A 25,555-nucleotide genomic window follows, 5' to 3' on the forward strand; every position below is an offset into this window, starting at 1 on the left:
ATCGACGCCGAAGTAGGTAGCGAGGGGAGACCATTTCATCACTCAAGAGGTCTTCCTTGATCCAGCGCACGGCCCCGAATCCTCTGAACGCCGGCGCTTGACCCACAACACCAGCTGTCAGGTTCAAGGGAAGCACACCACACCCGGCACTCACCATAAAAATCAAGAACTGGGGCATCAACATCGATCTCTGCGCATAAGGATCGACCTTGTTCCTAGATAAACAAAGAGGCCCGCCGGTTAAAACCGGCGGGCCTCCTTATTTGCGTACCCTCGCAATGACGGCTGGAAAAACCGTCACGCGATCAGGGGATAATGCGGACGACGTAATTGACTGTCCCGCTCGCCCCGGAAGAAAGAGACCCTCCAAAGCTCCAGCGCACGGCTCCAGTACCACCGACGGCAGGCTCCTGATCAACCGTACATGCCGTCAAGTTCGACGGAAGGACCCCACACCCGGCACTGAGAAAAGTCGTATAGGCGGGAACCATATCGTTGACGACGATGGAGCTGAGTTGACCCGAACTATTGTTTGTGTAGGTCAGGGTATAGGTCAGATCCTCTCCCGGAAGGGCGGTCGCCTTGTCGACGGCCTTGTGAAGGAGGAGCCCGGCGGAGGTCACCGTCCCCACCCGGGTCAGGTCGCTGCGGGTGAGCACGTCCTGGATGGCGGGCGCGGCGTTGGCATAGTCGAAGGTCGCCGTCACGGTCACGGCGTTCTGGGCGTTGGTGGGGGCGGTCGCCGGCACCTCTTCCTTGACGAAAATGCAGACCTTCTGGTCCGCGACCAGCGAAAGAGAGCCCGAGAGGGGAACGTCCCCGGCGCCGAAGAGGCCGTTGCAGTCGGTGTCCCGGAAGAGGGTCTCGGACCAACCCGAGATCGCCGGGCCGGCCACGGCCGAGGTGCAGAAGGAAACGCTCCCCGCCGTCCCCGCGACGAAGGTGTGGGGGAAGAAGAGGACCGTGCCAGGCAGAGCCGAGCGGCTCCCGTCGGTCAGAAACGTGGTCGCCGGCACGTCGCCGAAGAGGAGTCCGCTGTCGGTGCGGCCCGCGGCAAAGGAGAAGCTCACCGCGTCGGTGGCGCGGTCGTAGCCCCCCCCGGTCGTCCCCGCACCGCCGCCGGTCGAAACGTAGCCGCCGAGATTCCTCTCGACCACGCGCAGGGTCGTGCCGTCACTGATCGAGCCGGGGGCGTAGAACTCGAAGGTCCCGTCGCCCGCGGTCAGTCCAGAATCGTAGGTCGTCGAGCCGCTATTGTCGGTCAGGCTGACGAGGAGGTTGCCGAGGCCCGATTCGCCCCCGTCCTTAGTGCCGTTGTTGGCCGTCCCACCCCCGGCCCCCGTGTCCTTGAAGACCGTTCCCGAGAGGCGGCTTCCGAGGTAGAGGCCGAAATCGAAGCCGGAGAGGTCGAAATTGACCGCCGTGACCTCCCGCCGGCCATCACTTTCCTCCATGCCGATCCAGCGCGAAGGCCGCCCCGGGGTCACGTCGGCGAGGGTGTTGTTGGTGTCGAGGATCAGGCAGTAGTCGCCCGGTGGGACCCCTGAGAGGGTGTAGGCCCCCGTTCCCGAATCGACGCTCGCCACGTCGTCTGCCGGCCCAGCACAGCTCCCTCCGGAGCGCGGAACGAGCTTGACATACAGTGTCTCTCCGGTCCCGCTCTCTCCGAATTCCCGGGAGCCGTTGTGGTTGGCGTCGTGGTAGACGATCCCAGAGAGGTCGGCGCCGCTGACCGTCAGGTTCGCCGTCGCAGCCGAGGCGTTGTTCCCCTGGTTGGTCTGCAGGGCGCCGGCGGCGATGGTATTGGTCACCGTGCCGGGCGAGCCGCTGGTCACATCGACGGTGATCGTACAGCCGCCGGCGGGTATCGTCGCGCCGCTGGCGTAGCTTACCGTGCCGCTGCCGGCTGCAGCCGTCACCGTCCCGGCGCAGGTGCCGCCGACGTTCGGCGTGCCCGCAACGGTCACACCGCTCGGAAGGGTGTCGGTCAGGATCGCGGAGAGGGTCGCCGCCGTGGCGTTAGCGTTGCCAAGGCTGATCGTCAGCGTGCTCGTGCCACCCGAGGCGATGGTCGATGGCGCAAAGGCCTTGGCCACCGTCGGGACGGCNCGGGACGGCAGCGTTGACCGTCAGGTCCGCAGTCGCCGCTGCGGCGTTGTTGCCAAAACCGGTCTGAAGAGCGCCAGCGGCGATGGTGTTGGTCACCGTCCCGGGCGTGCCGCTGGTCACGTCGACGGTGATCGTGCAGCCGCCGGCGGGTATCGTCGCGCCGCTGGCGTAGCTCACCGTGCCGCTGCCGGCGGTTGCCGTCACCGTCCCGGCGCAGGTGCCGCCGACGTTCGGCGTGCTCGCCACCGTCACCCCGGAAGGCAAGGTGTCGGTCAGGATCGCGGAGAGGGTCGCCGCCGTGGCGTTAGCGTTGCCAAGGCTGATCGTCAGCGTGCTCGTGCCACCCGAGGTAATGGTCGCAGGCGCGAAGGCCTTGCTCACCGTCGGGACGGCAGCGTTGACCGTCAGGTCCGCGGTCGCCGCTGCGGCGTTGTTGCCAAAACCGGTCTGAAGAGCGCCGATGGCGATGGTGTTGGTCACCGTGCCGGGCGTGCCGCTGGTCACGTCGACGGTGATCGTGCAGCCGCCGGCGGGTATCGTCGCGCCGCTGGCGTAGCTCACCGTGCCGCTGCCGGCAGTCGCCGTCACCGTCCCGGCGCAGGTGCCGCCGACGTTCGGCGTGCTCGCCACCGTCACCCCGGAAGGCAAGGTGTCGGTCAGAATCGCGGAGAGGGTCGCCGCCGTGGCGTTAGCGTTGCCCAGGGTGATCGTCAGGGTGCTCGTGCCACCCGAGGCGATGGTCGATGGCGCGAAGGCCTTGGCCACCGTCGGAGCGGCGGCGTTGACGGTCAGATCGGCCGTTGCAGCTGCGGCGTTGTTGCCAAAATCGGTCTGAAGGGCGCCGATGGCGATGGTGTTGGTCACCGTTCCGGGCGTGGCGCTCGTCACGTCGACGGTGATCGTGCAGCCGCCGCCAGGAATCGTCGCGCCGCTGGCGTAGCTCACCGTGCCGCTTCCGGCTGCAGCCGTCACCGTTCCGCTGNCAGGGTGTCGGTCAGGACCGCCGAAAGGGTCGCCGCCGTGGCGTTAGCGTTGCCAAGGCTGATCGTCAGCGTGCTCGTGCCGTTCGAGGCGATGGTCGATGGCGCGAAGGCCTTGGCCACCGTCGGAGCGGCGGCGTTGACGGTCAGGTCCGCGGTCGCCGCTGCGGCGTTGTTGCCAAAATCGGTCTGAAGGGCGCCGATGGCGATGGTGTTGGTCGCCGTGCCGGGAGTGGCGCTCGTCACGTCGACGGTGATCGTGCAGCCGCCGGCGGGTATCGTCGCGCCGCTGGCGTAGCTCACCGTGCCGCTGCCGGCAGTCGCCGTCACCGTCCCGGCGNCGCCACCGTCACCCCGGAAGGCAAGGTGTCGGTCAGAATCGCTGAGAGGGTCGCCGCCGTGGCGTTGCTGTTGCCCAGGCTGATCGTCAGCGTGCTCGTGCCGTTCGAGGCGATGGTCGACGGCGCGAAGGCCTTACTCACGGTCGGCGCTGCAGCGTTGACGGTCAGATCGGCCGTCGCCGCAGAGGCGTTGTTGCCAAAATCGGTCTGAAGATCGCCGATGGCGATGGTGTTGGTCACCGTCCCCGGCGAGCCGCTGGTCACGTCGACGGTGATCGTGCAGCCGCCGGCAGGAATCGTCGCCCCGCTGGCATAGCTCACCGTCCCGCTGTCGGCTGCAGCCGTCACCGTTCCGCTGCAGGTGCCGCCCACGTTCGGCGTGCCCGCCACCGTCACCCCGGAAGGCAAGGTGTCGGTCAGAATCGCTGAGAGGGTCGCCGCCGTGGCGTTGCTGTTGCCCAGGCTGATCGTCAGCGTGCTCGTCCCGTTCGAGGCGATGGTCGACGGCGCGAAGGCCTTACTCACGGTCGGCGCTGCGGCGTTGACGGTCAGATCGGCCGTGCCCGCTGCGGTGTTGTTGCCAAAATCGGTCTGAAGATCGCCGATGGCGATAGTGTTGGTCACCGTCCCGGGCGTGGCGCTGGTCACGTCGACGGTGATCGTGCAGCCGCCGCCAGGAATCGTCGCGCCGCTGGCGTAGCTCACCGTGCCGCTTCCGGCTGCAGCCGTCACCGTTCCGCTGCAGGTGCCGCCGACGTTGGGCGTACCCGCCACCGTCACACCGGAAGGCAGGGTGTCGGTCAGGACCGCCGAAAGGGTCGCCGCCGTGGCGTTAGCGTTGCCAAGGCTGATCGTCAGCGTGCTCGTGCCGTTCGAGGCGATGGTCGACGGCGCGAAGGCCTTGGCGACCGTCGGGGCTGCAGCGTTGACGGTCAGGTCTGCCGTCGCCGCAGAGGCGTTATTGCCCTGGTCGGTCTGAAGGGCGCCGATGGCGATGGTGTTTGTCACTGTCCCGGGCGTGGCGCTGGTCACATCGACGGTGATCGTGCAGCCGCCGGCAGGAATCGTCGCGCCGCTGGCGTAGCTCACCGTGCCGCTGCCGGCTGCAGCCGTCACCGTTCCGCTGCAGGTGCCGCCGACGTTGGGCGTGCCCGCCACCGTCACCCCGGAAGGCAAGGTGTCGGTCAGAATCGCTGAGAGGGTCGCCGCAGTGGCGTTGCTGTTGCCCAGGCTGATCGTCAGCGTGCTCGTGCCGTTCGAGGCGATGGTCGACGGCGCGAAGGCCTTGGCGACCGTAGGGGGAGTGACGACGTTCAGGGTCGCCACGGGACTGGCATCCGCAGTAATCCCTTGCGTCGTTGTCACGGTCGAGGTCTGGTTGTCGTGGGATCCGGCGGTGGAGCTCGTGACGTCGACGGTGACGGTGCAGGAACCGGTCGCCGGGATATTCCCCGAGGTCACGGCGAAGCTGCCGTTGCCCGCCGCGCCGTCGTGGGAGACCGAGGCGCAGGTCCCGCCCACGTTCGGCGGGTTGGCGACCGTCATGCCCGAGGGGAAGTTGTCCGTGAAGGCCATCCCGGTGAGGCCCGTCGCCCCGAGGTTTGTGAGGGTGAAGGTGAGGGTACTCGTCTCACCCGACTGGATCGTCGACGGGGAGAAGGCCTTGGCGATGCTGAGGGTCTTCGCGACCACCACGTCGACGAAGCCCGAACCGACGGTCACAATCCCCGACTTGCCCGAGGCCGTGTTGCGATAGGTCCCGGCCGTATTGGGGGCGGTCACGGTGTAGACGAGGTTGTGGGTTCCGCCGGCGGGGATGATCCAGGATGTGTCGGGAATCCCGATGAACTCGAGGGTGCCCGTGGCGCCGGCGCTGGGGATATAGCTCGAGTTGGCCGCCGTCACGGCGCTGCTGGCATGGAGCCCCTGGAAAGTCATTCCGCCGGGAAGGACGTCGGTGATCCGGTCGAGGATGGCGGCCTGAGCGCTGGTGTTCTGGATGGCGACGGTGTACTGGACCGTCCCCCCGAGGGGGACCGGGCTGGCCGCGACCGACTTGGTCACGGTGAAGGGGTTGGTGCCAACGGGGTAATTGATATGGAAATCGGTGTCATGGAAGTTGTTGGTGTACTTGACGTTGGTCGCTCCGCTCGTCTGGGCGGAGAAAGGGCTGGAAGTGGTCGTGGCCCCTTCGCAGAGATAGCGGATTAAATAACGAACCTCCACGAGGATCCCCGGATCGGGACCGGGAGGGCCGACGCACCCCGTGCCCTTTCCTGTCTGGGAATCGGGCGCTTCAAAATAGAGCTTGTCAACAGTGGTAGCTGGAATAGCTGTCGATTCGGAGCAACGAATCTCGGAGCCACTCAGGGCGAAACAGCCTGCGTTGAAGCTGGTGTTGCCGGAAGGCTGCAGGTTGAACCGGTCCCCTGCGGCGGTGTTTCCGAAGGCGTAGAGGACGTCGTAATAGAATTCCTGCCCGAGTACGGCCCCGGGGCCCAGGGTCATCCCGGCCAGAAGCCCTCCTGCGTTGGAACTGAGTTCGCTGGTCGCTGTGACCGTGGAGCCGTTGGTCACCTGCGCTCCGGAGTAATTGACGGGGCTCCCGGTCCCGTCGGAAATCCCGACGTTGATGGTCGAGCTGTTGGGCGCCTCGTCGTGGCAGGGGTAGTAGATGTGCCAGTAGACGGTCCGGGTCTGGCCCGCGTCGAGTTTCCCGACGTACTGGGTGGCGGCCTGGCCCCCGCTGAGGCCGAAACCGGCATTAAAGCCGGTCAGTTCGGCCGTCAGATTGGTCACGTTCACCCCCGTAGTGGCCTTGATTTCGAAAGCGACGTAGGCTGCACCGGGGCCGTCGATGGGACAGCCGTTGCTGTCGGAGGTGAGGTAGGGGTCGGTGACCATCGTGACGGTGAGATCACCGGAGACGAGCGCCAGCACCTCCCCGCAAAAGACGAGAAGGCACAGAACGACCCCGCAGAGGAGTCTCCCCATCAAGCGCCCCGCCGGGCGATGTCCTCCCCTGTCCCTTCTCAATGTTTACCCTTTCCGGAACGGGCCGCCCCTTCGACCTGCAGGTCGTCCCTCTGCTCCACGAGGGTCAGGGTCTCGATCCCCTGGAAATTGAACTCGACCCGGCGGTTCATGGCGTGGCCCCAACTGTCGGGGTCGGCGATCCGGGGAGCGGTTTCGCTGAAGGCCTTCACGCTCAGGCGCCCGGCGTCGATCCCCCGGGACACCAGGTAGCTCATGACCGCCTCGGCCCGGCGCCGGGAGAGCTTGTCATTGTAACCGCGGCCGCCGCGGACGTCTGCGTGTCCGTGAATCTCGAGGGCGCTGCCCGGCGAAGCGGTCAGCGTCGAGGCGACCCGGTCGAGGACGGCGGCCGTCGCCGGGCTGATCTCTGCACTGTCGAGGGCGAAGTGGACGCTGTCGGGGAGCCGGGCGGCCGGGGCCTGCGGGGGCTCGGGGCAGGCCGGGCACTCGGTGCACTCGGGCGGCGGTGCCGGGACGGGGATCGGCGGGGCGGCGACGGCGCACTCGGCCGCCTGGCGACGGATCTTGCGGGCCATGCGCTCGGCGGCGGAGATGTAGGGCTTGCTGTGGCGCCACCCCATCTCCTTCTCCTCGTGGCCGGACCAGACGAGCTGAACCTCGAGCTGGGCGACGAGCCCCTCGACGCAGGGGAAGCGGCCGGGGTCGGCCTTCATCCCAGCGGCCAGGGCCCACAGGTCCTCGCGCACCCTCATGCTCTGGGGGATGACCGGCGTCTCCGTCCCCATCTCGACCGGGGAGAGGCCGTCCTCGAAGCCGATCACCAGGCGCAGCGCCTCGGTCAGGGCCTCCTCGACGACGGAGGAGCGGTCGTTCTCGTTGTAGTTGGAGCGGGCGAAGTCGAGCCAGGCCTGGGCCTTGGCGAAGTGGTAGGAGTCGACCTCGACGCCGCGGCGGTTGATCTCGCCGAGGCGGTCCTGAACCGAGGCGAGCTGGCTTCGGTCGGCGGCGATGACCTCGTCGCTGATCCTCTTCTTCGGAGGAGCGAGCAGGGGCTTCGGCTCGGGCTGAGCCTCAGGCTGCGGCCCGAGAATGATCTTTTTGGAGATGATCATTGGCGAGACGGGGCGAGCCGCCTCTTCCCCGGCGGCGAAGGCCGCGGGGGCGAAGAGTCCGAAAAGTAAGAGGGATATCAGGCAGTGTCGCATGGATGCACCTTTCGAAAAGGGCGGTCAGGGGCCGCTCTTCGTCCCCCTGTCGTCGGGGGAGATGGTCTTGTTCTGTTCCGGATCGTTCCCGTCGAGCAGATGCTCATCGAACTTGAAGCGGAAACGCATGTAGAAGCCGGGATTGGTGTAGTCCTCCCCGGAGAGGTCGCGGTCGTAGAAACCGAGGAAGTTGTAGCCCCCCGAGATCCAGAGGTTGGCGGCGAAGAGGTAGCCGATCTCGCCGCCGATCCCATAGTTGAGGGCGTCGTCTTCGCGGGCCAGGGCGCTGGCGAGAAACCCGGCGTCCCAGCGCTCGGTAATGTCGTAGATCAGGCGACCGGCGAGAAGCTGGGCCGAGGTCGAATCGTCGTCCGAGCCGAACTTTTCGTCGGTCCACTTCAGGGCGCAGCGCCCGCTCACCGTGGCCGCCCGGGAGGGCTGCACGTTGAGGTGGGTCGAGAAGATGTGGACGGAGCGCTCCTCCCTCTGCTCGCCGGGGAACTCCTCCTCCTCGCGCTTGAACTCGTAGCGCGACAGGACGTTCCAGCGGTTGTTGTCGACCGGGCGATAGGCGAAACCGATCTGGTAGCGCTCCTGCTGCCGCTCCTCGGAGGTGCCGTCCCCCTCGAGGAGCGAGTAGACGTTGCGAGAGAGGAGGGTCCAGTCCCGGCTCATCTTGAGGGCGAGCCCGGCGCTGCCGAGGAAGCTGTCGCTGCTCTCGCCGTTGTGGACCTCGGCCCTCAGGCTCCCCTTCCAGAGGGGGTTGCCCGAGTAGACGAGGGCTCCGGTGACGGCGGTGGAACTGTTGTCCGCCGAACCGGTCAGGGCGTGGACCCGCTCGATGCCGACATTGGCGATCACCCCCTCGGCGAGGGTCCAGGCGTTGCGCAGGCCGACGGCCGCCTCCGAATCGCGCCCGCTGACGGAGTCGCGAATACGATACTCGCTGAAGACATTCCCCCGACGCATGTAGGGCGATTCGACCCCGACCAGGGTTACGTTGCGCTCCTGCACGTCGTTGAGGGAGAACTCGCCGGCGAGGGTGGAGACGAAGCGGTGCTGGGCGTAGATGCGTCCGCCGTTGCTGAGCTGGTAGTCGCCGCCGACGCCGACGGAGCGACGGTCGCCGGCGTCGATTGCCTGCTCGGCCTCGACGAAGACGCCGGCCCGGGGGGCGAAGGGGACCCTCGCGGCGAGCTTGGCCCGCACCGAGGTGGTGCTGAAGGGGGTCGCCCCGGTGGTGTCCGCCTCGGCGGGGGCGGTCGTCTCCTCGGCGAGGCGCAGCCCGAGCTCGCCCCGCAGCGAGCCGTTGAAGGCGTGCTCGAGGTTGACCAGGAGCCCCTTGCGCTCGCCGTCGTTCTCCAGGTCGCGGGAGAGGAGGGCCTCGGCCCCCAGGCTCGTCTTGCGGGTCAGCCGGAGACGGGCGTTGGCACCGGCCTCCTCCCGCCCGGCGAGCAGGAGCGAGGAGGGGTTGTCGAAGTTTTCGTCGGTGCGGTGGGCGTAGACGGCGGCGGAGAAGGTGTCGCCGGTGTGCTGCAGCTCGACCCGCTTGCCCTCGCCGGTGCCGAGAACATCCCCGCTCGTCTCGGCCCACTCGCCGACAAGGAAGGTCTTGGGGGCCACCTTGACGGTCATGTTGGCGCCGCCCATGGTGTAGCGTTCGACGGGGCTGTCGTCGTGGACAAGGACGCCCCCGACCTCGACCCGGTCGTGGAGGCGGGCCTGGGCGTCGCCCCCGGCGATCCAATAGTGGCCCGACTCCCCCTCGGTCTCGTAGGTCACCCGGATGAAGTTGGGGTTGAGGTCCTGGTCGTAGATCGGGACGGGGGCCCTGAGGACGATGCGGCCGGAAAGGACGTCGAGCTCGTAGTCGGTGAAGCGGGCCAGCGAGTCGACGGCCACGATGCGGGACTTCTGGTTGCGGTCGCGGGTGACGATCTCTACCCGCTCGCTGTTGACGACCAGATCGCTCTCCTTCAGGAAGTAGGGCCCGGAGACCCCCTTTGCTGCGATCTCCTCGACGACCTGGCGGGTGCCGTCCTCGCTGACGAAGGCGTTGAGGTTCACCCTCTCGGTCTCGTGGTGGAACTTCGCCCCGTTGAAGCTGCGGTTGTACAGGGAGAGCTTGCGAGCCTGGGCCGGCGCCAGGGTCGAGAAGTCGCCGAGGAGCAGGTACGACTTCTTGCGGTCGACCCGGACGTAGAGTCGTCCCGTCGACTGGGCGTCGTAACCGCGTACCGAGGCGTCGCCGTAGACCGGGTAGAAGGCGTCGGGCTCGATGTCGCGGAAGAGGCGCTCCCGGGTTTCCTTCTCCGAGTCGTAGGCGACGGTGAGGAGGGTATCTCCCCGGACCTTCCCCTTGAGGAAGAAGGCGGCCCGCGCCCCGGCCGAGCCTTCGCCGCCCGAGATGTTGTCGAGCTCCCTCTCGAAGCCGTCGGCCGGGCTCGCCCCGACAAGGGCGGCGGAGCCGAGGCGGCTCAGGTTGACCACCCCCTCGACCAGGCCGGTGGCGATGATCGGGCGCAGGTCGGGGAGGAAGTAGAGGATGCAGGCCCCCTCGAGAATCCCCGAGGAGACGACGACCAGGGCCTCGCCCGGCTCCTGGGGGGGACGCAGGCCGAAGGTGGCGCTCCCCCCCTCGATGAAGACCTGAATGCCCGGGGTCTCGGGGTCGAGGTCGACCACGTCCCAGCGCCCGAGGCTGGCCTCGAGGGTCAGCTGGGTGCGCACCGTCACCGGGACCCCCTCGGGGTCCTTCAACTCGACCTTGAGGGGCACGACGCTGTGGCCGTCGGCGACCAGGCCGGCGTCGGGGGGGGTGACGGCGATCTCGCCGAGGCCATCGGGGGCGACGAGGCGGATCGTCTCGCTCTGGCGGTCGTTGCCGAAGGGATCGACGTAGGTCAGCGCGAGGGTGTTCTCCCCCGGCTCGAGGTTGACCCCGATGTACTCCCAGGCGAGAAGCCCGCGGCTCGGGTCGATGATGCGCTTGCCGACACGCCTTTCGCTCACGGTCTCGCCGTTGAGGGAGAGGCGGAAGCGTCCCCCTTCGGGGCCCTTGATCCGGACGTGGACCTGGGCAAAAGGGAGGGTGTCGCCGTCGCGCAGGTCGAGGAAGGCCGGGGTGGTGTCCTCGATCCCGTCAAGAAGGTCCTCGAGGGAGATCAGGGCCGGCACGAGAAGGGGCGGTTGGGAGGTGTCGGGCACATCCCCGGGGTCGATCATCGGCTCGAAGGTCGGAACCTTCGGCGTGTCCTCGACGTACCCGCTCGCCGAGGCGGACAGGGACGTCTCTTCGGTCCCGTCGGAGGGGTCGGCGTCGAGAATTTCGCGCACCCGGCGCTCCACGTCGGCGACGAAAACATCCCCCCGCTCGCGGCGCAGCACGACCTGCTCGAGGATCTCGCCGGTGCAGGACCCCTCGGCGAAATCAGCCCGGTGGAGTTCGCCGTTCTTGATGTCGATGAAGCGGCTGCCGGCGTCGCCGGCGAAGCGGTTGGAGAGGGTGATCATTTCCGAGCCGGCAGGCAACGTCGTCTCGTCGATGCGCAGGACGTGGGTGCTCGGGGAGAGCCCGTAGAAGCTGAACTTGCCCTCCGCATCGGTAACTACGAAGGAGCCGTCCTGCATGAAGAGGCGCACTCCCGGGATGCCCGGCTCTTCGTCGCCCTGGCGGCGATCCCAGTCGCAGTTGACGTAGACCTTGCCGACCACGTAGCCGCGGGAGGTGAAGACCCCAGGGACAACGTCGACCCGGGCCTGGGCCCGGTTGGAGACGAGGCTGCCGTCGACCACGGCGAAGGCGGTGTTGACCCCGTCCCCCTGCAGGGCGCCGGGCCCGATGGCGGCCCGGTAGGTCAGGCTGGCGCGGGAGCCGGCCGGGATCTCGCCGACGGCGAAGGTGAGCTGGCGCCCGCCCCCGCCCTTGGGATCGGCGATCCGGACCCCGTCGATGCGGGCCGAGCCGTTGCTGAAAACGAAGCCGTAGGGAAGAAAGTCCTCCACGGTCACGTTGGGAAAGTCCTGCCCCGAGGCGTTGACGACCGTCAGGGTGTACTGGACGACATCGGCGATCTCCGCCGTCGAGCGGTTCACCCTCTTCTCGAGGGACAGCACGGAGAAGGGGCGGTCAAGGGGCAGGTCGATGAAGACCGCCCCGGTCGACAGGTTCAGCTCGAACTCACCGCCGTAGGAGGCAGCCGGGTCGATGCGCCGCTCCGGCGGAAGATCGGCGGCGGGGACCGTGGAAGGGAAGAGGTATTCCCCGGGGGGGACGACTTCGATCCGGTAGGTGCTCGGGCAGAGGACCGGGAAATCGTAGCGGCCGTCCTCGCCCGTCACCTGCTCGGAGGGGAGGACCGCGGAGGCGGCGTAGTCGAGGACCTTGGCCAGTCCGCCGGGAATCCCGGCCGAGCAGGCGACGCCCGCCTCGGTCGGCTGGCCGTTGCCGCCACCGGTCACGTCGATGAGACGAACGATGGCTCCGGCGACCGGAGCGTCGGTGCGCGAATCGAAGACCACCCCGCCGGGATCGATGAAGATGACCGTCTCCGCCACGCTCTCGCCGCAGCCGGCGATGCTCGCCAGCAGGGTGTCCCCCTTGACGGTTTCGAGGATGCCGTTGCCGGGATCGGCGGGGAAGAGGTCGGCGTCCCGGGTCGGCACCGGGACGATCACGCGGAAGATTCCGGTGTCCTCGGCCGTCTCCTCGGCGAGAAGCTCCTCCAGGTCGCCGGTCAGGGCCGAGACGATGACAATGATCCGGGTCTCGGCCTGCGAGATCTCGGCGTTGCAGGCCGGGGCGTCGGCCTGGACGTGGAGGTCCTCGCCGAGCACGGTTCGGGCGATTTTTTCCCGGTATTCCGGGTCGTAGTAGTCGATGGTCGCCGGCGGCAGCACCACCGCCGGCAGGGGTACCTCGACCGTGCCGCTGGCGGGGACGCCGCAGCCGTCGATGGAGACCATCAGCAGGTCGCCGCCGAGGATGTCGAGGACGCCGTCCAGGGGTTCGGCGGCGGCGAGGGCGCCGTCGCGGGTCGGAAAGGGAGAAGCGATGCGGAAGATCCCCGAATCGGGGGCGGTCTCCACCAGAGAGACCGCCTCCTCGTCCCCGGTCAGGGCCGAGACGAGAGTCGCGCCCAGGCTCTCGGCGAGCTCGGCGCTTTCGTTGCAGGCCGGGGAACGCCCCTGAACGAAGAGGTCGAAGCCGACCGGGGTCGTGGGGATCTCTTCGGTGTAGGGGGGATCGTAAAAGTCGACAGAAGCCGAAAGGGTAGCAACAGTCGAGACGATATTGCTCGAAACGGTCGTCTCGGGGGCGCCAGGCCCCAGCAGAAAGGTGGCGAAGGCCTGGTTGTCGACGCTCAGGGCGAACGCCGACGGCGCACCGGCCCCGAGGAGGGCCAGGGCGGCCATGCAGAAAAATGCCAGTTTTCGAAAGCTTCGGGTCATGGAGCCTTCAACGGGTAGAGAGTGGCAAGGCGGGGGGCACGGAACGGGTCGCTCCGTGCCCCCCGGGGGCAATACCCTACTTGTTGATCATGATCCCGAAGGTGACCGTCGCCGACTTGTTCGACCCGAGGGTCCCGAGGGTCCCGATGGTCGCGGTGATCGACCCCGTGTCGCCGCAGTCCGGGGCGGTGATCGACCCGACGGTGGTCGCAGCGTCGGCATCGACAGCGCCGGTGCCGCAGGCGCCGCCGGCGCTATCGCGGCTGCCGTCGTCGAAGGTGGAATGGGCCGGGGTCGAGTCGGAGAGGACGAGGGTGGTCACGTCGGCCGTTCCGTCGTTGGTGGCGACGATCTGGTAGCGCACGCACTCGCCGGGGTTGCCCTGGAGCTGGCCGGTGGTAAAGGCGGTGTCGGCGGTGCCGTCACAGTTTGTGTCGAGGGCCTGGGTCTTTACCAGGCGGACCTGGCCGGCGATGACCTGGGTCGTATCGTCGACCGAGTCGGCCGGGGCGGTCCCCGTCAGGGTGCCATTGGCGGTCGTGGCGGTGAGGGTCGTCTTGTTGATGTCACCGATCCCCGCGCTGGCCGACGCGGTGACCTTGACGAAGAAGCGGGCCGACTCGCCTGCGGAGAGGCCGTTGTCGAGAGGGTCCACACCGGCGATCGCGTGAATACCCGCCGCGGGGACGATGGGGTCGGCGGCGTCGAGGGCGTTGTCGCCGTTCAGGTCGTAGTAAACGACGCTGGTCCACCCGGAGAGGGAGTCGCTCAGGCCGAGGGTGACGGTGCTGCCGGAGTTGTCCCCCTCGGTGACGTTGCCGTTGTTCTTGAGGATGTGGGTGTAGACCACCGAGCCGCCGGGGTAGACCTGGCCGCTGTTCTCGGGGGAGACGGAGAGGTTGCGAACCGTGTTGACGCTCACCCGGTCGTGCTTGGTGTCGACCGCCCCGGTCGTCGGGGAGAGGGCGCGGAAGTAGATCTCCACGTTGCCCGGCGAAGCGTTCGCAGGAACGTCGAGGGTGGCGCAGACCGGGGTGCTGGCGTCGGCATTGACCACGCCGGTGTTGGTGACCGGAGCGCCCGAGGCCGGGCATTCGCCGCCGTGGAAGGAGACGGTCCAGCCGGTCGGCAGGTCGTTCACCACGGGGTCGGCCCAGGTGTTGTCGTCGTCGGCGAAGAGGTTGTAGGTGTCGGCCACGGCGCTGGTGTTCTTGACGTAGAGGGTGAAGCTGGCGGTGGCGCCGGGGTTGACCGTCTCGGTCGTCTGGGGATCGGCCTCGCCGGTGCTATAGCCGTAACCACACAGGTCGGGGTCAACCTCGTCCCCATTGCAACTGTCATGATCTCTGGCGTAGTTGTTGGTCAGGTCAACGGTGTTGCCGGTGATCGCGCCGAGAGTGTTCACCACCGTGTTGCTCTTTGTGGGGTCGGTCGCCGAGGTGGCGGTCAGGGTCACGGAGAAGCCGCTCCCGCCGTTATCGCCGGAGGCGTTGGCCGGGAGGGTCGCCTTGATCACGACCTTGTATTCATTTTTATCATCAACGGCATCATCGGTCGCAACCAAGACAGGGCCGGTGTCAGGATCGGCCGTGCCGGCGGAGCTGGTCAGGGGGGTGGCGCCGTCGGACTTGTAGAGCTGGAAGACGGTTCCCGCCGGGAAGGTGCTGCTGCCGAGGGTGATGTCGAAGGTGTCGGTGCCGTTGCCGGTGTTCCAGATGTAGTTGCTGAAGGTGACCGTCGCGCCCTGGAGGGCGGTGGCGACCGTCACCGGCTCGTCGACCCCGTCGGCGTGGTCGGTGCTCGAGCCGTTGGCGACGACCCCGGCCGCCGCCAGGACAGTGTAGGCCGCCGTGTTGGTGTTGGTGGGGCCGACGTCATCCCCGCCGCCGGCGGGCTTGTCGTTGTATGCGAATTTGGCGGTGTTCGTGGTGGTCGCCGCCCCGGGGGGCAGACCGCTGTTGATGGTCACGTTGAACTTGATGAAGCCGCTGGCGCCGGGGCCGACGCTGGAGATAACCGCCGTCACCGTATCGGCCGTGGTCACGTCCCAGTCGTAGGCGAGCCCGGAGGAATCGCCGGCAGCGGCATCGGTCACCGTCGCGCCGCCGGACCACTGGCCGCTGTCGGCCACGTAGGTCATCCCCGCGGTCGCCCCGGAGCCGATGACGTCGGTGAGGATCACGTCGGAGGCTGCGCTGTTGCCGTTGTTGGTGTAGGTCAGGGTCACGGTGATCGGCCCGGCGCTCGGAGAGGGACCGCTGCTCAGGGAGAGGGCCTTGGTGACGAGGAGGACCGCGTTGCCCGTCACGGTGACGGTGTCGGTGTTGGTCTCGGTCTCCGAGGTGGTGTGGTTGCTCTCGCCCGTGACGGTGATCGTCTCACTCTCGGCGGCCGCGGCGTCGGCAGGAACCGTCGCCGCGACGACGAACTTGTAGCTCGCCCCGGGGGCGAGGGAGGGAGTGATGGCGACTTCTGTGCCGCTGTCGGGGACGCCGTTGCCGTCGGCGTCGGCGAAGATTTTCAGGCTGGTGAAGGCAATCGTCCCGGTATCGGCATCGACGGCGGAAAGGTCGAAGGTGTCGGCCCCGTTCCCCGTGTTGGTCAGGGTGTGGGTGAAGTAGACGGTGCTGCCGGGGGAGATGGTCTTGCTCCCGTTCTGGGTGAGGGTGAAGCTGGCGACCTGCTTCACGATGGTCGATACGACGTTCGATGTGGCGGTGCGGCCGACATTGGAATCGTCGGTGTAGGTCGCCGAGGCCTGGTTGCCGATGGAGGTTCCGGCCGGCGGCGCCGCCAGGGCGGACGACAGACCGAAGCCGACAAGGGCCAGGGCCAGCAGCATGTGAATGAAATAACGGAGCGGGGCTCTTCGCTTGCGGGACTGCTCTTTCATTGCCGAATCCTCCTAGAATGGTCTATTGACTGCACAAATAGAATCTTGAAAAACTTTCGAATTCAAATAATCAAAGGGCGAAGACTCACCGTCCCTCCGCGATGCGGGCGCGGGCCTTGACGACGGTCTCCTGGCCGGGGCCGAGGCTGCCGATCTCCCAGCGCAGTGCGCGGTAGTCGCGATAGGGGACCGCCCTCTGCTCCTCCCGGCCGCTGGCAAGGCGCACCAGGCGCCGCAGGGGGACGGGGCCGAAACTCTCGCCGTCGGTCGAGGCGCTGACCTGGGCAGGAATTGCGCTGCCCGGCAGGTATTCCATCCCTTCGGGAACGGGCAGGGTGCCGAGAATGTTGCCGAGGCTCCTTTGGGAGACGTTGCGGTAGCGCGCCGTGTACTCGATGACGTCACCCGGGTGCCCCTCGTCGGCCGGGAGGAACTCCTCCTCGCCTCCGGGGCCGGCGACGACGCGAACCGAGGACATCTCGATCACCAGGGGGCCCTCTCCGGCGGCGATCGACGGCACGACAAATGCGCAGAGCAGCATGGCCATGACGACGGCAATGAACCGTCCACTTCTCTTAATGGCTGTGATGTTCACGTGGATCTTCCTCCTGCGCCCTTCGGTTGGGAGCACTCTAATGAGGAGAGCTCGACCCCCATCGAATGCAAATCCTAGTCATCATTTTGACTAAAAGTAGCAAAACAATGATATACAAACAAGTCTTTTATATTATTCTAATATCCATATTTAGTTGCAAAAAAACCTTTCCCCTTCCGGGTTTATTGCGGGAAAACTATATTTCGTCAAACCAACCCCCCCCTGGAAACCGCCCTTCCTCTACCCTTCCAACAGCATTTGAGGCAATCCCCGCTGTCGGCCCAAGCAGATTGGGAGGCAGCAACCGCGGAGGCGCAGGAAGGGGGGGAGGAGGCTAATAAACCCTTCCCAATCGAGCCTCTCTCCATGCCCCCGAGACGTTGCACAGGGCGAACAGGGAGACCTCGCCCCGTGTGGGCTGACAACCCGCTGCCGAAGGACTGCACCTAGAAGATCGTCAAAAAAGGTGTTCCCCTGAGGACAAGCCGGCCCATTAGGAAGACTTGGAAAAAACGGGCCAAGAGCGGGTTGTTTTGGCCAACCCCAGCGAGCAACCGCTACGCCTGCCCAAAAACGAAAGCCCCGCAGGGGAACCTGCGGGGCTTTCGGCGTTCAAAACAGGGCTCGCGGCGACGCTTAACGAGCGTCCAGGTGCCTGCTAACCATTCCCGGGTCGTTGGAAAAGACGCCGTCCACTCCCAGCTTCAGCAACCGTTCGAGGCGGGCAGGATCGTCCACCGTCCAGGCGAACAACCGCAGACCCTTCTGCCGGCAGGCGGCGACCAGAGACTCAGATACAAACTCGTGACGGGGGTGGACGCTTTCGGCGCCGCAGGCCGCAGCCCGACGCACAGTTCCTCTCCAGAGGCGGGAATCGGTCAGAAATCCAAGGGGCAGGCGGGAATCGGACCGGCGCAACGCCTGCAAGAGGCCGTGGTCGAAGGAGGACACCATCGCCCGGACCGAAGGATAGGCGCGCAGCAGCTTGAGAACGGCGAGTCCGGCACGGGGGGTCTTGATTTCGACGTTGATGCGCAACCGCTCCCCCGCCCACGCGAGCACCTCTTCCAGAAGCGGCAGAGGCTCGCCCTGAAAACAGGGGGCGAACCAGGAACCCGCATCGAGAACACCAAGCTCCCCCGCGGCCATCGCCTCGACCGGGCCGCGGCCATCGGTTGTCCGCTCCAGGGTATCGTCATGAACCACGACCACACGGCCATCCCGGCTCAGATGGACGTCCAACTCAATCCCGTCGGCACCATCGGTCTCGGCCTGGCGAAAGGCCGCCATGGTATTCTCCGGCGCCCGGGCGGAAGCGCCCCGGTGTGCCCAAACGAACATCCCTGCCATTCCCCCCCCAGATGTAAGGAATCCGCCGGAGCCGGACTCAGGGACCTCCCCGGTCAACGGGAAATCCGCGCAGCTGCCACCCCCAGATCCCTCCGTACATGTTGTACACCTCGGGGTATCCCTGCTGAGCGAGGTAGTTGGAGACCATGGAACTGCGGGAACCGACAGCGCAATAGACCAGGATGGGACGATCGGTCGGCACCTCCTTCAAACGCCCCAGCAACTGAGCGATGGGGATGAGCCGGGATCCTGCGATACGAACTTCGGCATACTCGGCCGGGGAACGCACATCGAGCAGGAAGACTTTGGAATCCTTCTGAACCAAGGCCCTCGCCTCGGCTGCGGAAAGGTTTTTACTAACGGCAGCCAGGGCCGGGTTTCCCGAAAGGGCCACCAGCAACAGGACGAGGAATAATCTTTTATACATATCTCTAATGCACCTCCCGGTTCGACCAACGCTTTCGACGGCCCATTATATAGTATTTTACGGAAAGGCCGCCACCCCAAAAGGATTGATCTTTGCCCACAATTCGTGACATGATGATCGACCTTATCAATCAACAAAAACTCTCAAAGGAGTGCGTCTTTCATGGATCGGAATCTGGCCCTCGAACTGGTTCGTGTCACCGAGGCGGCGGCTTTGGCCTGCGGCCGCCTGGTCGGCAAGGGCGACAAAATGGCCGCCGACGAAGCCGCGACCAATGCCATGCGCCGCACCCTCGATTCGATCGAGTTCAACGGCACCGTCGTCATCGGAGAGGGGGAAATGGACGAAGCCCCCATGCTCTATATCGGGGAGAAGGTCGGCAACGGAGGCCCGACCGAGGTCGACATCGCCGTCGACCCCCTGGAGGGGACCAACATCTGCGCCAAGGGCATGAGCGGCTCCATCGCCACCATCGCCCTGGCCCCCCGTGGAGGGTTTCTCCACGCTCCCGACATGTACATGGAGAAGATCGCCGTTGGCCCGGACGCCAAGGGCGCCATCGACATCAACGCCTCCCCCACCCGGAATCTCGAAGCGGTCGCCGAAGCGAAGAACTGCTACATAGAGGACCTGACGGTCGTGATCCTGGACCGCCCCCGCCACGACAAGACGGTCGCAGAGATCCGCAAGGCCGGCGCACGCATCCACCTCATCACCGACGGTGACGTGGCGCCGGTCATCGCCGCCGCCTTTGCCGACAGCGGCGTCGACATGGTGATGGGCATCGGAGGCGCCCCGGAGGGCGTTTTGGCCGCCGCCGCCCTCAAGTGCATGGACGGTGACATGCAGGGCCGCCTTGTCTTCATGAGCCAGGAAGAACGACAGCGGGCCAAGGGGATGGGAATTACAGATTTCGACCGGGTCTACACCGCCGAGGAACTGGCCTCCGGCGACGTGGTCTTTGCGGCCACCGGGGTCACCAACGGGGACCTGCTGCAGGGGGTGCGCTATTTCTCAGGCGGCGCCGAAACCCACTCGATCGTCATGCGCTCGAGAAGCCGGACCGTGCGCACCGTCAAGACACGGCACCACTTCAACTACAAACCGATCTATTGATCCGGGCATTCCGGCGAAAAGGGAGAACTATTTAACCCTTGTCAATCTCCTGTTGAATTGTTAGAATCCTCAACGTTTTCTTGTAAGTACCTGCATTTCGAGGAGAATCATGGCTATCATAACCATCTCGCGTGAAATGGGGAGCGCCGGCATCCCCATCGCCCACAAAGCCGCCGAGCAGCTCGGCTACACTTTGGTCGATGGAGATGCCATCAAAAAGATGGCCCCCGCCTACGGGCTGAGCCCTGAGGCACTGGAGAAGGCCGACGAGAAACCGCCACTCTTTGTGGACGAACTGGACGAAAAGATCGAGGTGGACCTCCACCAGATCGAGTTGATTGTCCTCGAATATGCCCTCAAAGGGAATGTCATCATTTACGGCCGCGGCGGCCAGGATCTTCTCAGGACAATCCAGAGCGTCTTTCGGGTACGGATCATCGCCCCCTTCGAGGAAAGGGTGGAGCGCTGGGCCGAAAGAGAGTGGCTCGACCCGGACTACGCCCGCATTCTGGTCCGCAGGAGCGACCAGCAGCGTGGCGGATTCATCAAGTACTACTTTGACCGGGACTGGGAAGACCCCCTCGGCTACGACCTCGTGATCAACACCCTGCGCCTCTCCGAGGACACAGCGGTCAAACTGATCTGCGAAGGGGTCCAGGACCAGAACCTGGTCTAGAAGAAAGAAGCCTGCAAAAAGGTGCTGACAGACCTCATCATCCGCAAAAAGGCGGAAATCGCTATCGCCTCACTGCCCGACGTGGAAGCCCACCATCTGCACATCGCTTCGGAGAAGGGGAATGTCGCCGTCACCGGCCACATCCACAGCGAAAAGGAGCGCCAGGCGGTACTCGCCGCCATTGACAACGTAGAGGGGGTCAAAAAGGTTTCCGAGTACCTCAAGGTCATCGAGTACCGAACCTATCCCAGCGAACACTGAAGCCTTCCCAGCCCACCCATCCCAAAAGCCGGCCCGCACAGGCCGGCTTTTTTTGAACCGCCGCAGAAGGTCAGAACATCCTTGTCCGGGCTTTTTTTTTCATGCTAGGATAAGGCGCTTTCCCCTGAATCATCCCAAGATATCGCGCACAGGCAAGGAGACTATCAGCATGGCAGGACACAGTAAATGGGCCAACATCAAGCACCGCAAGGGCGCCCAGGACGCCAAACGCGGCAAAATCTTCACCAAGCTCATCAAGGAAATCACCGTTGCAGCCAATATCGGCGGCGGCGACCTCGATGGCAATCCCCGTCTCCGGACTGCGGTTGACAAGGCCAAAAGCGACAACATGCCGAAGGACACCATCGACCGGGCCATCAAAAAAGGTACCGGGGACCTGGAGGGCGTCGATTACGAGGAAGGGACCTTCGAAGGCTACGGCCCCGGGGGCGTGGCGGTCATCGTCGAATTCATGACAGACAACCGCACCCGGACCGTTGCGGATGTCAGGCATATTTTCACCAAGCACAACGGAAACCTCGGCGTGAGCGGTTCGGTCGCCTTCCTCTTCGAGCGCAAAGGGCTGATCGCTTTCGGCACCGATGCCGACTTCGACGCCATCTTTGAAGCCGCTCTCGAGGCGGGAGCCGAAGACGTCAACGATGAGGGAGACGCCTACGAAGTCCTCACCGATCCGACCAAATTCATCGAGGTGCGCGAAGCCATGGAAGGGGCTGGCCTCAAGGGGCGGACAGCCGAACTCACCATGATTCCCCAGACCATGGTCGGGCTCGAAGGCAAGCAGGCCGAGCAGATGCTCAAGCTGATGGACAAGCTCGAAGACAACGATGACGTGCAGAACGTCTATGCCAACTTCGACATTTCCGACGAGGAAATCGCCAAGATCATGGGCTAGCCGCGGGCGCCGGGCATCAGGCTTTCCCCCTTCAGGGTCCTGACACTTCATTTTATGAGAATTCTAGGCATTGACCCCGGCAGCCGGGTCACCGGGTTCGGCATCGTTGAACAGCAGGGCAATCGGCTGATCCACGTTGACAACGGAGCCATCTTCACCCGCAGCGGCGATGCACTCCCCGCGCGCCTGAAACTCATCCACGACGGGCTTCACCAGGTCATCGCCACCCATGCCCCCGAGGCGATGGCCATCGAGCAGGTTTTCGTGGCAAAAAACGCCATGTCGGCCCTCAAGCTCGGGCACGCCCGGGGTGCCGCCCTGCTGGTCGGGGCGAACAACCATTTGCCCATTTCCGAATACACCGCCCTGCAGGTCAAAAACGCCGTGGTCGGCTACGGCCGGGCGGCCAAGGGCCAGGTCCAGCAGATGGTCCGCGCCCTGCTGAACCTGCCCGAAATCGCCCAGGAAGACGCCTCCGATGCCCTGGCCGTCGCTATCTGCCACGCCCACAGCTCCGGCCTGAGCAACCGCCTGGAAAAGGCCTTGAGCCGCGGGCGCTGAGCAAGCACTGAATGCGCTCCTGCATCTCTTCTCCATTCTGAATCCTGACCTCCGGAATCTTGCCACATGATCGCTTTGCTGACCGGAAACATCGCATACAGGTCCACCGACCACCTGATCATCGACGTGGGCGGGGTCGGCTATCGGTTGCAGATCCCCCTGTCCACCTTCTACGCCCTGCCCGAGGACGGCGAAGTTCGCCTCCATGTCCACACCCATGTCAAGGAGGACGCCTTCCACCTTTTCGGCTTCCTCTCCAGCGAAGAGAAGGAGATGTTCGTACTGCTCATCTCCGTGTCCGTGGTGGGCCCCAAACTGGCGGTCAACATCCTCTCGAACATCCCCTCCGAGGACCTTCGGCAGGCCCTCTCCGGAGGAGATGCAAAGCGCCTGTCCGCCGTGCCGGGAATCGGCAAAAAGACTGCCGAGAGGCTCGTTCTCGAACTCAGGGAAAAGGCCCAGCGGCTCGCCTCTTCTGCCGCCGCGGCCGCCCCTGCATCGTCTAAGACGGCATCGGTCAGCGCCATCGATGACGCCCTCTCCGCCCTGGTCAACCTGGGCTACAAGGAGAACCAGGCGAAAAGGGTACTCGAGGCCATGGAGATCGCCGCCGACGCTCCGCTGGAGGCCATCCTCAAAGGGGCACTGAAGGTCCTTGTGAAATGACCGGTCACCTCGCGGAATCTGAAAGAAACGCGTCCTTGTCCCATTAAGCCCAGAGCCTTTTTATGACCGAGCGCATCATCACCGCCGGCACGGCCGGCGACGACGACAACTTCGAGACCAGCCTCCGGCCCCGCCTCCTCCCCGAATATATCGGCCAGAGCAAGGCCAAGGAGAACCTTCAGGTCTTCATCGACGCGGCCCGCGGCCGCGGGGAGGCCCTCGACCACGTCCTCTTTTACGGGCCGCCGGGGCTGGGAAAAACCACCCTGGCCAATATCGTCGCCAACGAGATGGGCGTAAACATCAAGAGTACCTCCGGACCGGTCATCGAGAAGACCGGCGATTTGGCCGCCATTCTCACCAACCTGGAGGAAGGCGATGTCCTCTTTATCGACGAAATCCACCGCCTCTCCGCGGTCGTGGAAGAGATCCTCTACCCCGCCATGGAAGACTACCAGCTCGACATCATCATCGGGCAGGGACCCTCGGCGCGCACCATCAAGCTGGACATCCCCCGCTTCACCCTGGTGGGTGCCACCACCCGGGCCGGCCTCCTGTCCTCCCCCCTGCGGGACCGCTTCGGGGTCATCTCCCGGCTGGAGTTCTACACCCCCGAGGAGTTGACCACCATCGTCCGGCGCAGCGCCGATATCCTGGGCATCACCACCGAAGAGGAGGGGGCTGCGGAAATCGCTCGCCGCTCCCGGGGCACGCCGCGCATCGCCAACCGCCTGTTGCGCCGGGTGCGCGACTTCGCCGAGGTCAAGGGAGACGGCGTCATCACCCGGAAGGTGGCCGACCTCTCCCTCAGCCGCCTGGAAGTGGACCGCTGCGGTTTCGACCACATGGACCGCCGCATCCTGCTGGCCATCATCGACAAGTTTTCCGGAGGCCCCGTCGGCCTGGAGACCCTGGCCGCGACCGTCGGAGAAGAGAAGGACACCATCGAGGACGTCATCGAGCCCTTCCTCCTTCAAGAGGGTTATCTCAACCGCACCCCCCGGGGAAGAGTGGCGACCCCCCTGGCCTACTCTCATTTTCAGCGACTCCCCCAGACGGAGAGTGCCGGGGACCTTTTCTCCTGACCTGACATCCTTCGCCCCCCCCGCATGGAGGTATACGGGAATGGAGATAGTGCCTCGCAAAGTCACCCATAAAATCGTCCTCTCCCACCTCCTGCTCCTGCTCTTCAGTCTGATCGCCATCGTCTTCGCCTTGACCGGCCTCCACAGCCAGACCCGCCGCTCCCAGGCACTCGTTGCCGTCGAGGTGCAGGCCCTCAACCTGTCCCGCCAGCTGCGAGGCAACCTCCTCGCCCAGGATGGCCTGGAAAAACAGTTTTTCATCCTCGAGAACCCCGAGATCATCTACCTTCTGGACCGACGCCAGGAGGTCTTCCTGGAACTCTGGCAGGCATTTTCCGCCCTCCCCCCGGCCCAACCCCTGCCCGACCTGGCGACCCTGGCCAGCCGCCATCGCGAGGAGTGGGACACCTTGCGCGGCCACCTCGGGAATAGCCCCGCGACGGCCGAAGGTTTTTCCCGAAACACCCTGTCGCCGTTGCGGGACAGCCTGATCCAGGCCCTTGAGGCGTTCCGCGGGCGCCAAGAAGAGACCATCCACGACCAGATCATTGAACTCTCCACGGCCGGTTCCCGGGCCTTTCGCTTGACCCTGCTGCTGGTCCTGCTCGGAATCGCCATCGGCACCCCCGTGGTTCTCTCGATCCTGCTCCACATCCACCGCTCGATCAGCCGACTGTCCCGGGCCACCGAAACCATCGGCTCGGGGGATTTCGACTTCAATCCCGCACAATTCTCCCAGGACGAGTTCGGCCTTCTCGCGGGCCGCTTCCACGAAATGGGGATGCGTCTCAAGGAGTCGGAGGAGCGCTCCCTCGACGCCAACCCGCTCACCCGCCTGCCGGGCAACCTCGCCATCGAGAGGGAGTTGGAAAAACGTATCTCGACCGGCCAGCCCTTCGCCCATGCCCTGGTCGACCTGGACCACTTCAAAGTCTTCAACGACCGTTACGGCTACCAGTCCGGCAGCGAGATCATCGCCGAGGTGGGCGAAATCGTCCGGGACCTCGTAAGCAGGTTGGGAAACCCCAACGACCTGGTCGGGCACATCGGGGGGGACGACTATGTCATCCTCTCCACCCCGGAACGGATGGAGGGCATGGCGGCCGCCATCATCGAGGAATTCGACCGACGGGTGCCCGGGTACTACTCTGATGAAGACCGGACCCGGGGATTTTTCCTCGCCACCGACCGTTTCGGGGTGGAGCGCCAGTTCTCTCTCATGAGCATGTCCATCGCCATCGTCTGCTCCGAGAATTTCCTCCGTCCCTCCGCACCGGGAATCGCCGCCGAGTGTGCTAGGATGAAGGACAACCTGAAAAACCTGCATGGAAGCAACTTCCTCATGGATCGCCGCAAGGGACGTTAAACATGATGCGCCAGAGCCTTTTTCTCGGAATCGCCCTGCTGCTGGCCGGTTGCAGCGCCTCCCCCCTCGCCCCCTCCGCCGGGGCCCCTGCCCCGGCCCCCGAGGACCTCTTCGTCCTCGGACTCGAGCAGGGCCTGACCTCCGGCGATGTCCAGGCCCTCGAGCGGTTGCAGAGCACCTTCCCTGACAGCCCTTGGGCGCCCCGGGCCCAGGGTCTGCATCAGGCCCTGGAAGAGAAGCGGCTCCTGATGGGGGAGTTGGAAGCGCTGCGCGAAACCAACGCCCGATTGTCCAGGGAGATCCTGCTCTTGGAGGAGGGGAAAACCAGGGAGTACCAGGAAAGGGTGGCGCTGGAGCGAAGGATTCTCCACCTCCAGGAAGACCTGGAAAAACTCTCCCAACTGCTCATCGAAACCGAAAGGCGGGCCCACTAGCCCCGAGCGGACAGAAAAGCATTGGAAAAGGCCGCCCTCTGTGCTAGCTTGAGCAGGCAAGTCTGCCCCGTTGGGCCGCCGTGGTGGCGGCCTTTTTCTGTATCCTAGCCCGCACGCCCCTTCGAC

General features: G+C 65.4%; 15 protein-coding genes and 2 pseudogenes. 9 read left to right on the forward strand and 8 right to left on the reverse strand.

Annotation, left to right across the window (positions count from 1 at the left end):
- Positions 1-305: 305 nt before the first annotated feature.
- The 8 genes and pseudogenes from C0617_RS02840 to C0617_RS02870 all read right to left on the reverse strand — a co-directional run.
- Positions 306-2,108 (reverse strand): annotated as a pseudogene (locus tag C0617_RS02840) (hypothetical protein); the annotation flags it as partial.
- A gap of 1,322 nt (positions 2,109-3,430) precedes the next feature.
- Positions 3,431-6,424: pseudogene (locus C0617_RS16970) on the reverse strand (hypothetical protein); the annotation flags it as partial.
- A 38-nt stretch (positions 6,425-6,462) separates the two neighbouring features.
- Positions 6,463-7,632, reverse strand: coding sequence for an OmpA family protein (locus C0617_RS02845; protein ID WP_291315510.1), 1,170 nt, complete (start codon positions 7,630-7,632; stop codon positions 6,463-6,465).
- A gap of 24 nt (positions 7,633-7,656) precedes the next feature.
- Positions 7,657-13,083, reverse strand: a complete 5,427-nt coding sequence (locus C0617_RS02850; RefSeq protein ID WP_291315511.1) for a hypothetical protein — start codon at positions 13,081-13,083, stop codon at positions 7,657-7,659.
- Between the two features lie 76 nt (positions 13,084-13,159).
- Positions 13,160-15,976: a hypothetical protein gene (locus C0617_RS02855; protein WP_291315512.1), complete on the reverse strand. Its 2,817-nt coding sequence runs from the start codon at positions 15,974-15,976 to the stop codon at positions 13,160-13,162.
- Positions 15,977-16,061: 85 nt separating this feature from the next.
- Positions 16,062-16,571 carry a hypothetical protein gene (locus tag C0617_RS02860; RefSeq protein ID WP_291315513.1) on the reverse strand — a complete coding sequence of 170 codons (510 nt, stop codon included), beginning with the start codon at positions 16,569-16,571 and terminating at the stop codon, positions 16,062-16,064.
- Between the two features lie 636 nt (positions 16,572-17,207).
- Positions 17,208-17,921, reverse strand: a complete 714-nt coding sequence (locus C0617_RS02865; RefSeq protein ID WP_365888860.1) for a glycerophosphodiester phosphodiesterase family protein — start codon at positions 17,919-17,921, stop codon at positions 17,208-17,210.
- Positions 17,922-17,958: 37 nt separating this feature from the next.
- Complete coding sequence (locus tag C0617_RS02870; protein ID WP_291315515.1) at positions 17,959-18,348, reverse strand: rhodanese-like domain-containing protein; 390 nt, start codon at positions 18,346-18,348, stop codon at positions 17,959-17,961.
- Between the two features lie 162 nt (positions 18,349-18,510).
- On the opposite strand from C0617_RS02870, the gene glpX reads away from it, so the two are divergent.
- The 9 genes from glpX to C0617_RS02915 all read left to right on the forward strand — a co-directional run bounded on the left by glpX (position 18,511) and on the right by C0617_RS02915 (position 25,429).
- A complete protein-coding gene (gene glpX, locus C0617_RS02875) occupies positions 18,511-19,464 on the forward strand; it encodes a class II fructose-bisphosphatase (protein WP_291315516.1) in 954 nt (317 codons plus the stop codon).
- 109 nt (positions 19,465-19,573) lie between these two features.
- The gene (locus C0617_RS02880; protein WP_291315517.1) at positions 19,574-20,140 is read left to right on the forward strand and encodes a cytidylate kinase-like family protein; all 567 of its coding nucleotides are present in this window, start codon (positions 19,574-19,576) and stop codon (positions 20,138-20,140) included.
- A gap of 21 nt (positions 20,141-20,161) precedes the next feature.
- Positions 20,162-20,401: a BON domain-containing protein gene (locus C0617_RS02885; protein ID WP_291315518.1), complete on the forward strand. Its 240-nt coding sequence runs from the start codon at positions 20,162-20,164 to the stop codon at positions 20,399-20,401.
- A gap of 169 nt (positions 20,402-20,570) precedes the next feature.
- Positions 20,571-21,317, forward strand: a complete 747-nt coding sequence (locus C0617_RS02890) for a YebC/PmpR family DNA-binding transcriptional regulator (protein ID WP_291315519.1) — start codon at positions 20,571-20,573, stop codon at positions 21,315-21,317.
- Between the two features lie 54 nt (positions 21,318-21,371).
- Entirely contained in the window at positions 21,372-21,878 is a 507-nt protein-coding gene (gene ruvC, locus C0617_RS02895) for a crossover junction endodeoxyribonuclease RuvC (RefSeq protein WP_291315520.1), read from the forward strand.
- 66 nt (positions 21,879-21,944) lie between these two features.
- A complete protein-coding gene (ruvA, locus tag C0617_RS02900; RefSeq protein ID WP_291315521.1) occupies positions 21,945-22,544 on the forward strand; it encodes a Holliday junction branch migration protein RuvA in 600 nt (199 codons plus the stop codon).
- Positions 22,545-22,606: 62 nt separating this feature from the next.
- On the forward strand, positions 22,607-23,629 hold the full coding sequence (gene ruvB / locus C0617_RS02905) for a Holliday junction branch migration DNA helicase RuvB (RefSeq protein WP_291315522.1): 1,023 nt from the start codon (positions 22,607-22,609) through the stop codon (positions 23,627-23,629).
- A gap of 40 nt (positions 23,630-23,669) precedes the next feature.
- Positions 23,670-24,995 carry a GGDEF domain-containing protein gene (locus tag C0617_RS02910; protein ID WP_291315523.1) on the forward strand — a complete coding sequence of 442 codons (1,326 nt, stop codon included), beginning with the start codon at positions 23,670-23,672 and terminating at the stop codon, positions 24,993-24,995.
- Positions 24,996-24,997: 2 nt separating this feature from the next.
- Positions 24,998-25,429, forward strand: coding sequence for a hypothetical protein (locus C0617_RS02915; protein ID WP_291315524.1), 432 nt, complete (start codon positions 24,998-25,000; stop codon positions 25,427-25,429).
- Positions 25,430-25,555 lie beyond the last annotated feature (126 nt).

The sequence above is a fragment of the Desulfuromonas sp. genome (assembly GCF_002868845.1).
Lineage (GTDB): Bacteria > Desulfobacterota > Desulfuromonadia > Desulfuromonadales > BM501 > BM501.

Bases quoted from the DNA above. Each gene is read 5' to 3' on its own strand.
- C0617_RS02845 (WP_291315510.1), bottom strand. From the start codon at position 7,632: ATGCGACACTGCCTGATATCCCTCTTACTTTTCGGACTCTTCGCCCCC.
- C0617_RS02850 (WP_291315511.1), bottom strand. From the start codon at position 13,083: ATGACCCGAAGCTTTCGAAAACTGGCATTTTTCTGCATGGCCGCCCTG.
- C0617_RS02855 (WP_291315512.1), bottom strand. From the start codon at position 15,976: ATGAAAGAGCAGTCCCGCAAGCGAAGAGCCCCGCTCCGTTATTTCATT.
- C0617_RS02865 (WP_365888860.1), bottom strand. From the start codon at position 17,921: ATGGCAGGGATGTTCGTTTGGGCACACCGGGGCGCTTCCGCCCGGGCG.
- C0617_RS02870 (WP_291315515.1), bottom strand. From the start codon at position 18,348: ATGTATAAAAGATTATTCCTCGTCCTGTTGCTGGTGGCCCTTTCGGGA.
- glpX (WP_291315516.1), top strand. From the start codon at position 18,511: ATGGATCGGAATCTGGCCCTCGAACTGGTTCGTGTCACCGAGGCGGCG.
- C0617_RS02880 (WP_291315517.1), top strand. From the start codon at position 19,574: ATGGCTATCATAACCATCTCGCGTGAAATGGGGAGCGCCGGCATCCCC.
- C0617_RS02890 (WP_291315519.1), top strand. From the start codon at position 20,571: ATGGCAGGACACAGTAAATGGGCCAACATCAAGCACCGCAAGGGCGCC.
- ruvC (WP_291315520.1), top strand. From the start codon at position 21,372: ATGAGAATTCTAGGCATTGACCCCGGCAGCCGGGTCACCGGGTTCGGC.
- ruvA (WP_291315521.1), top strand. From the start codon at position 21,945: ATGATCGCTTTGCTGACCGGAAACATCGCATACAGGTCCACCGACCAC.
- ruvB (WP_291315522.1), top strand. From the start codon at position 22,607: ATGACCGAGCGCATCATCACCGCCGGCACGGCCGGCGACGACGACAAC.
- C0617_RS02910 (WP_291315523.1), top strand. From the start codon at position 23,670: ATGGAGATAGTGCCTCGCAAAGTCACCCATAAAATCGTCCTCTCCCAC.
- C0617_RS02915 (WP_291315524.1), top strand. From the start codon at position 24,998: ATGATGCGCCAGAGCCTTTTTCTCGGAATCGCCCTGCTGCTGGCCGGT.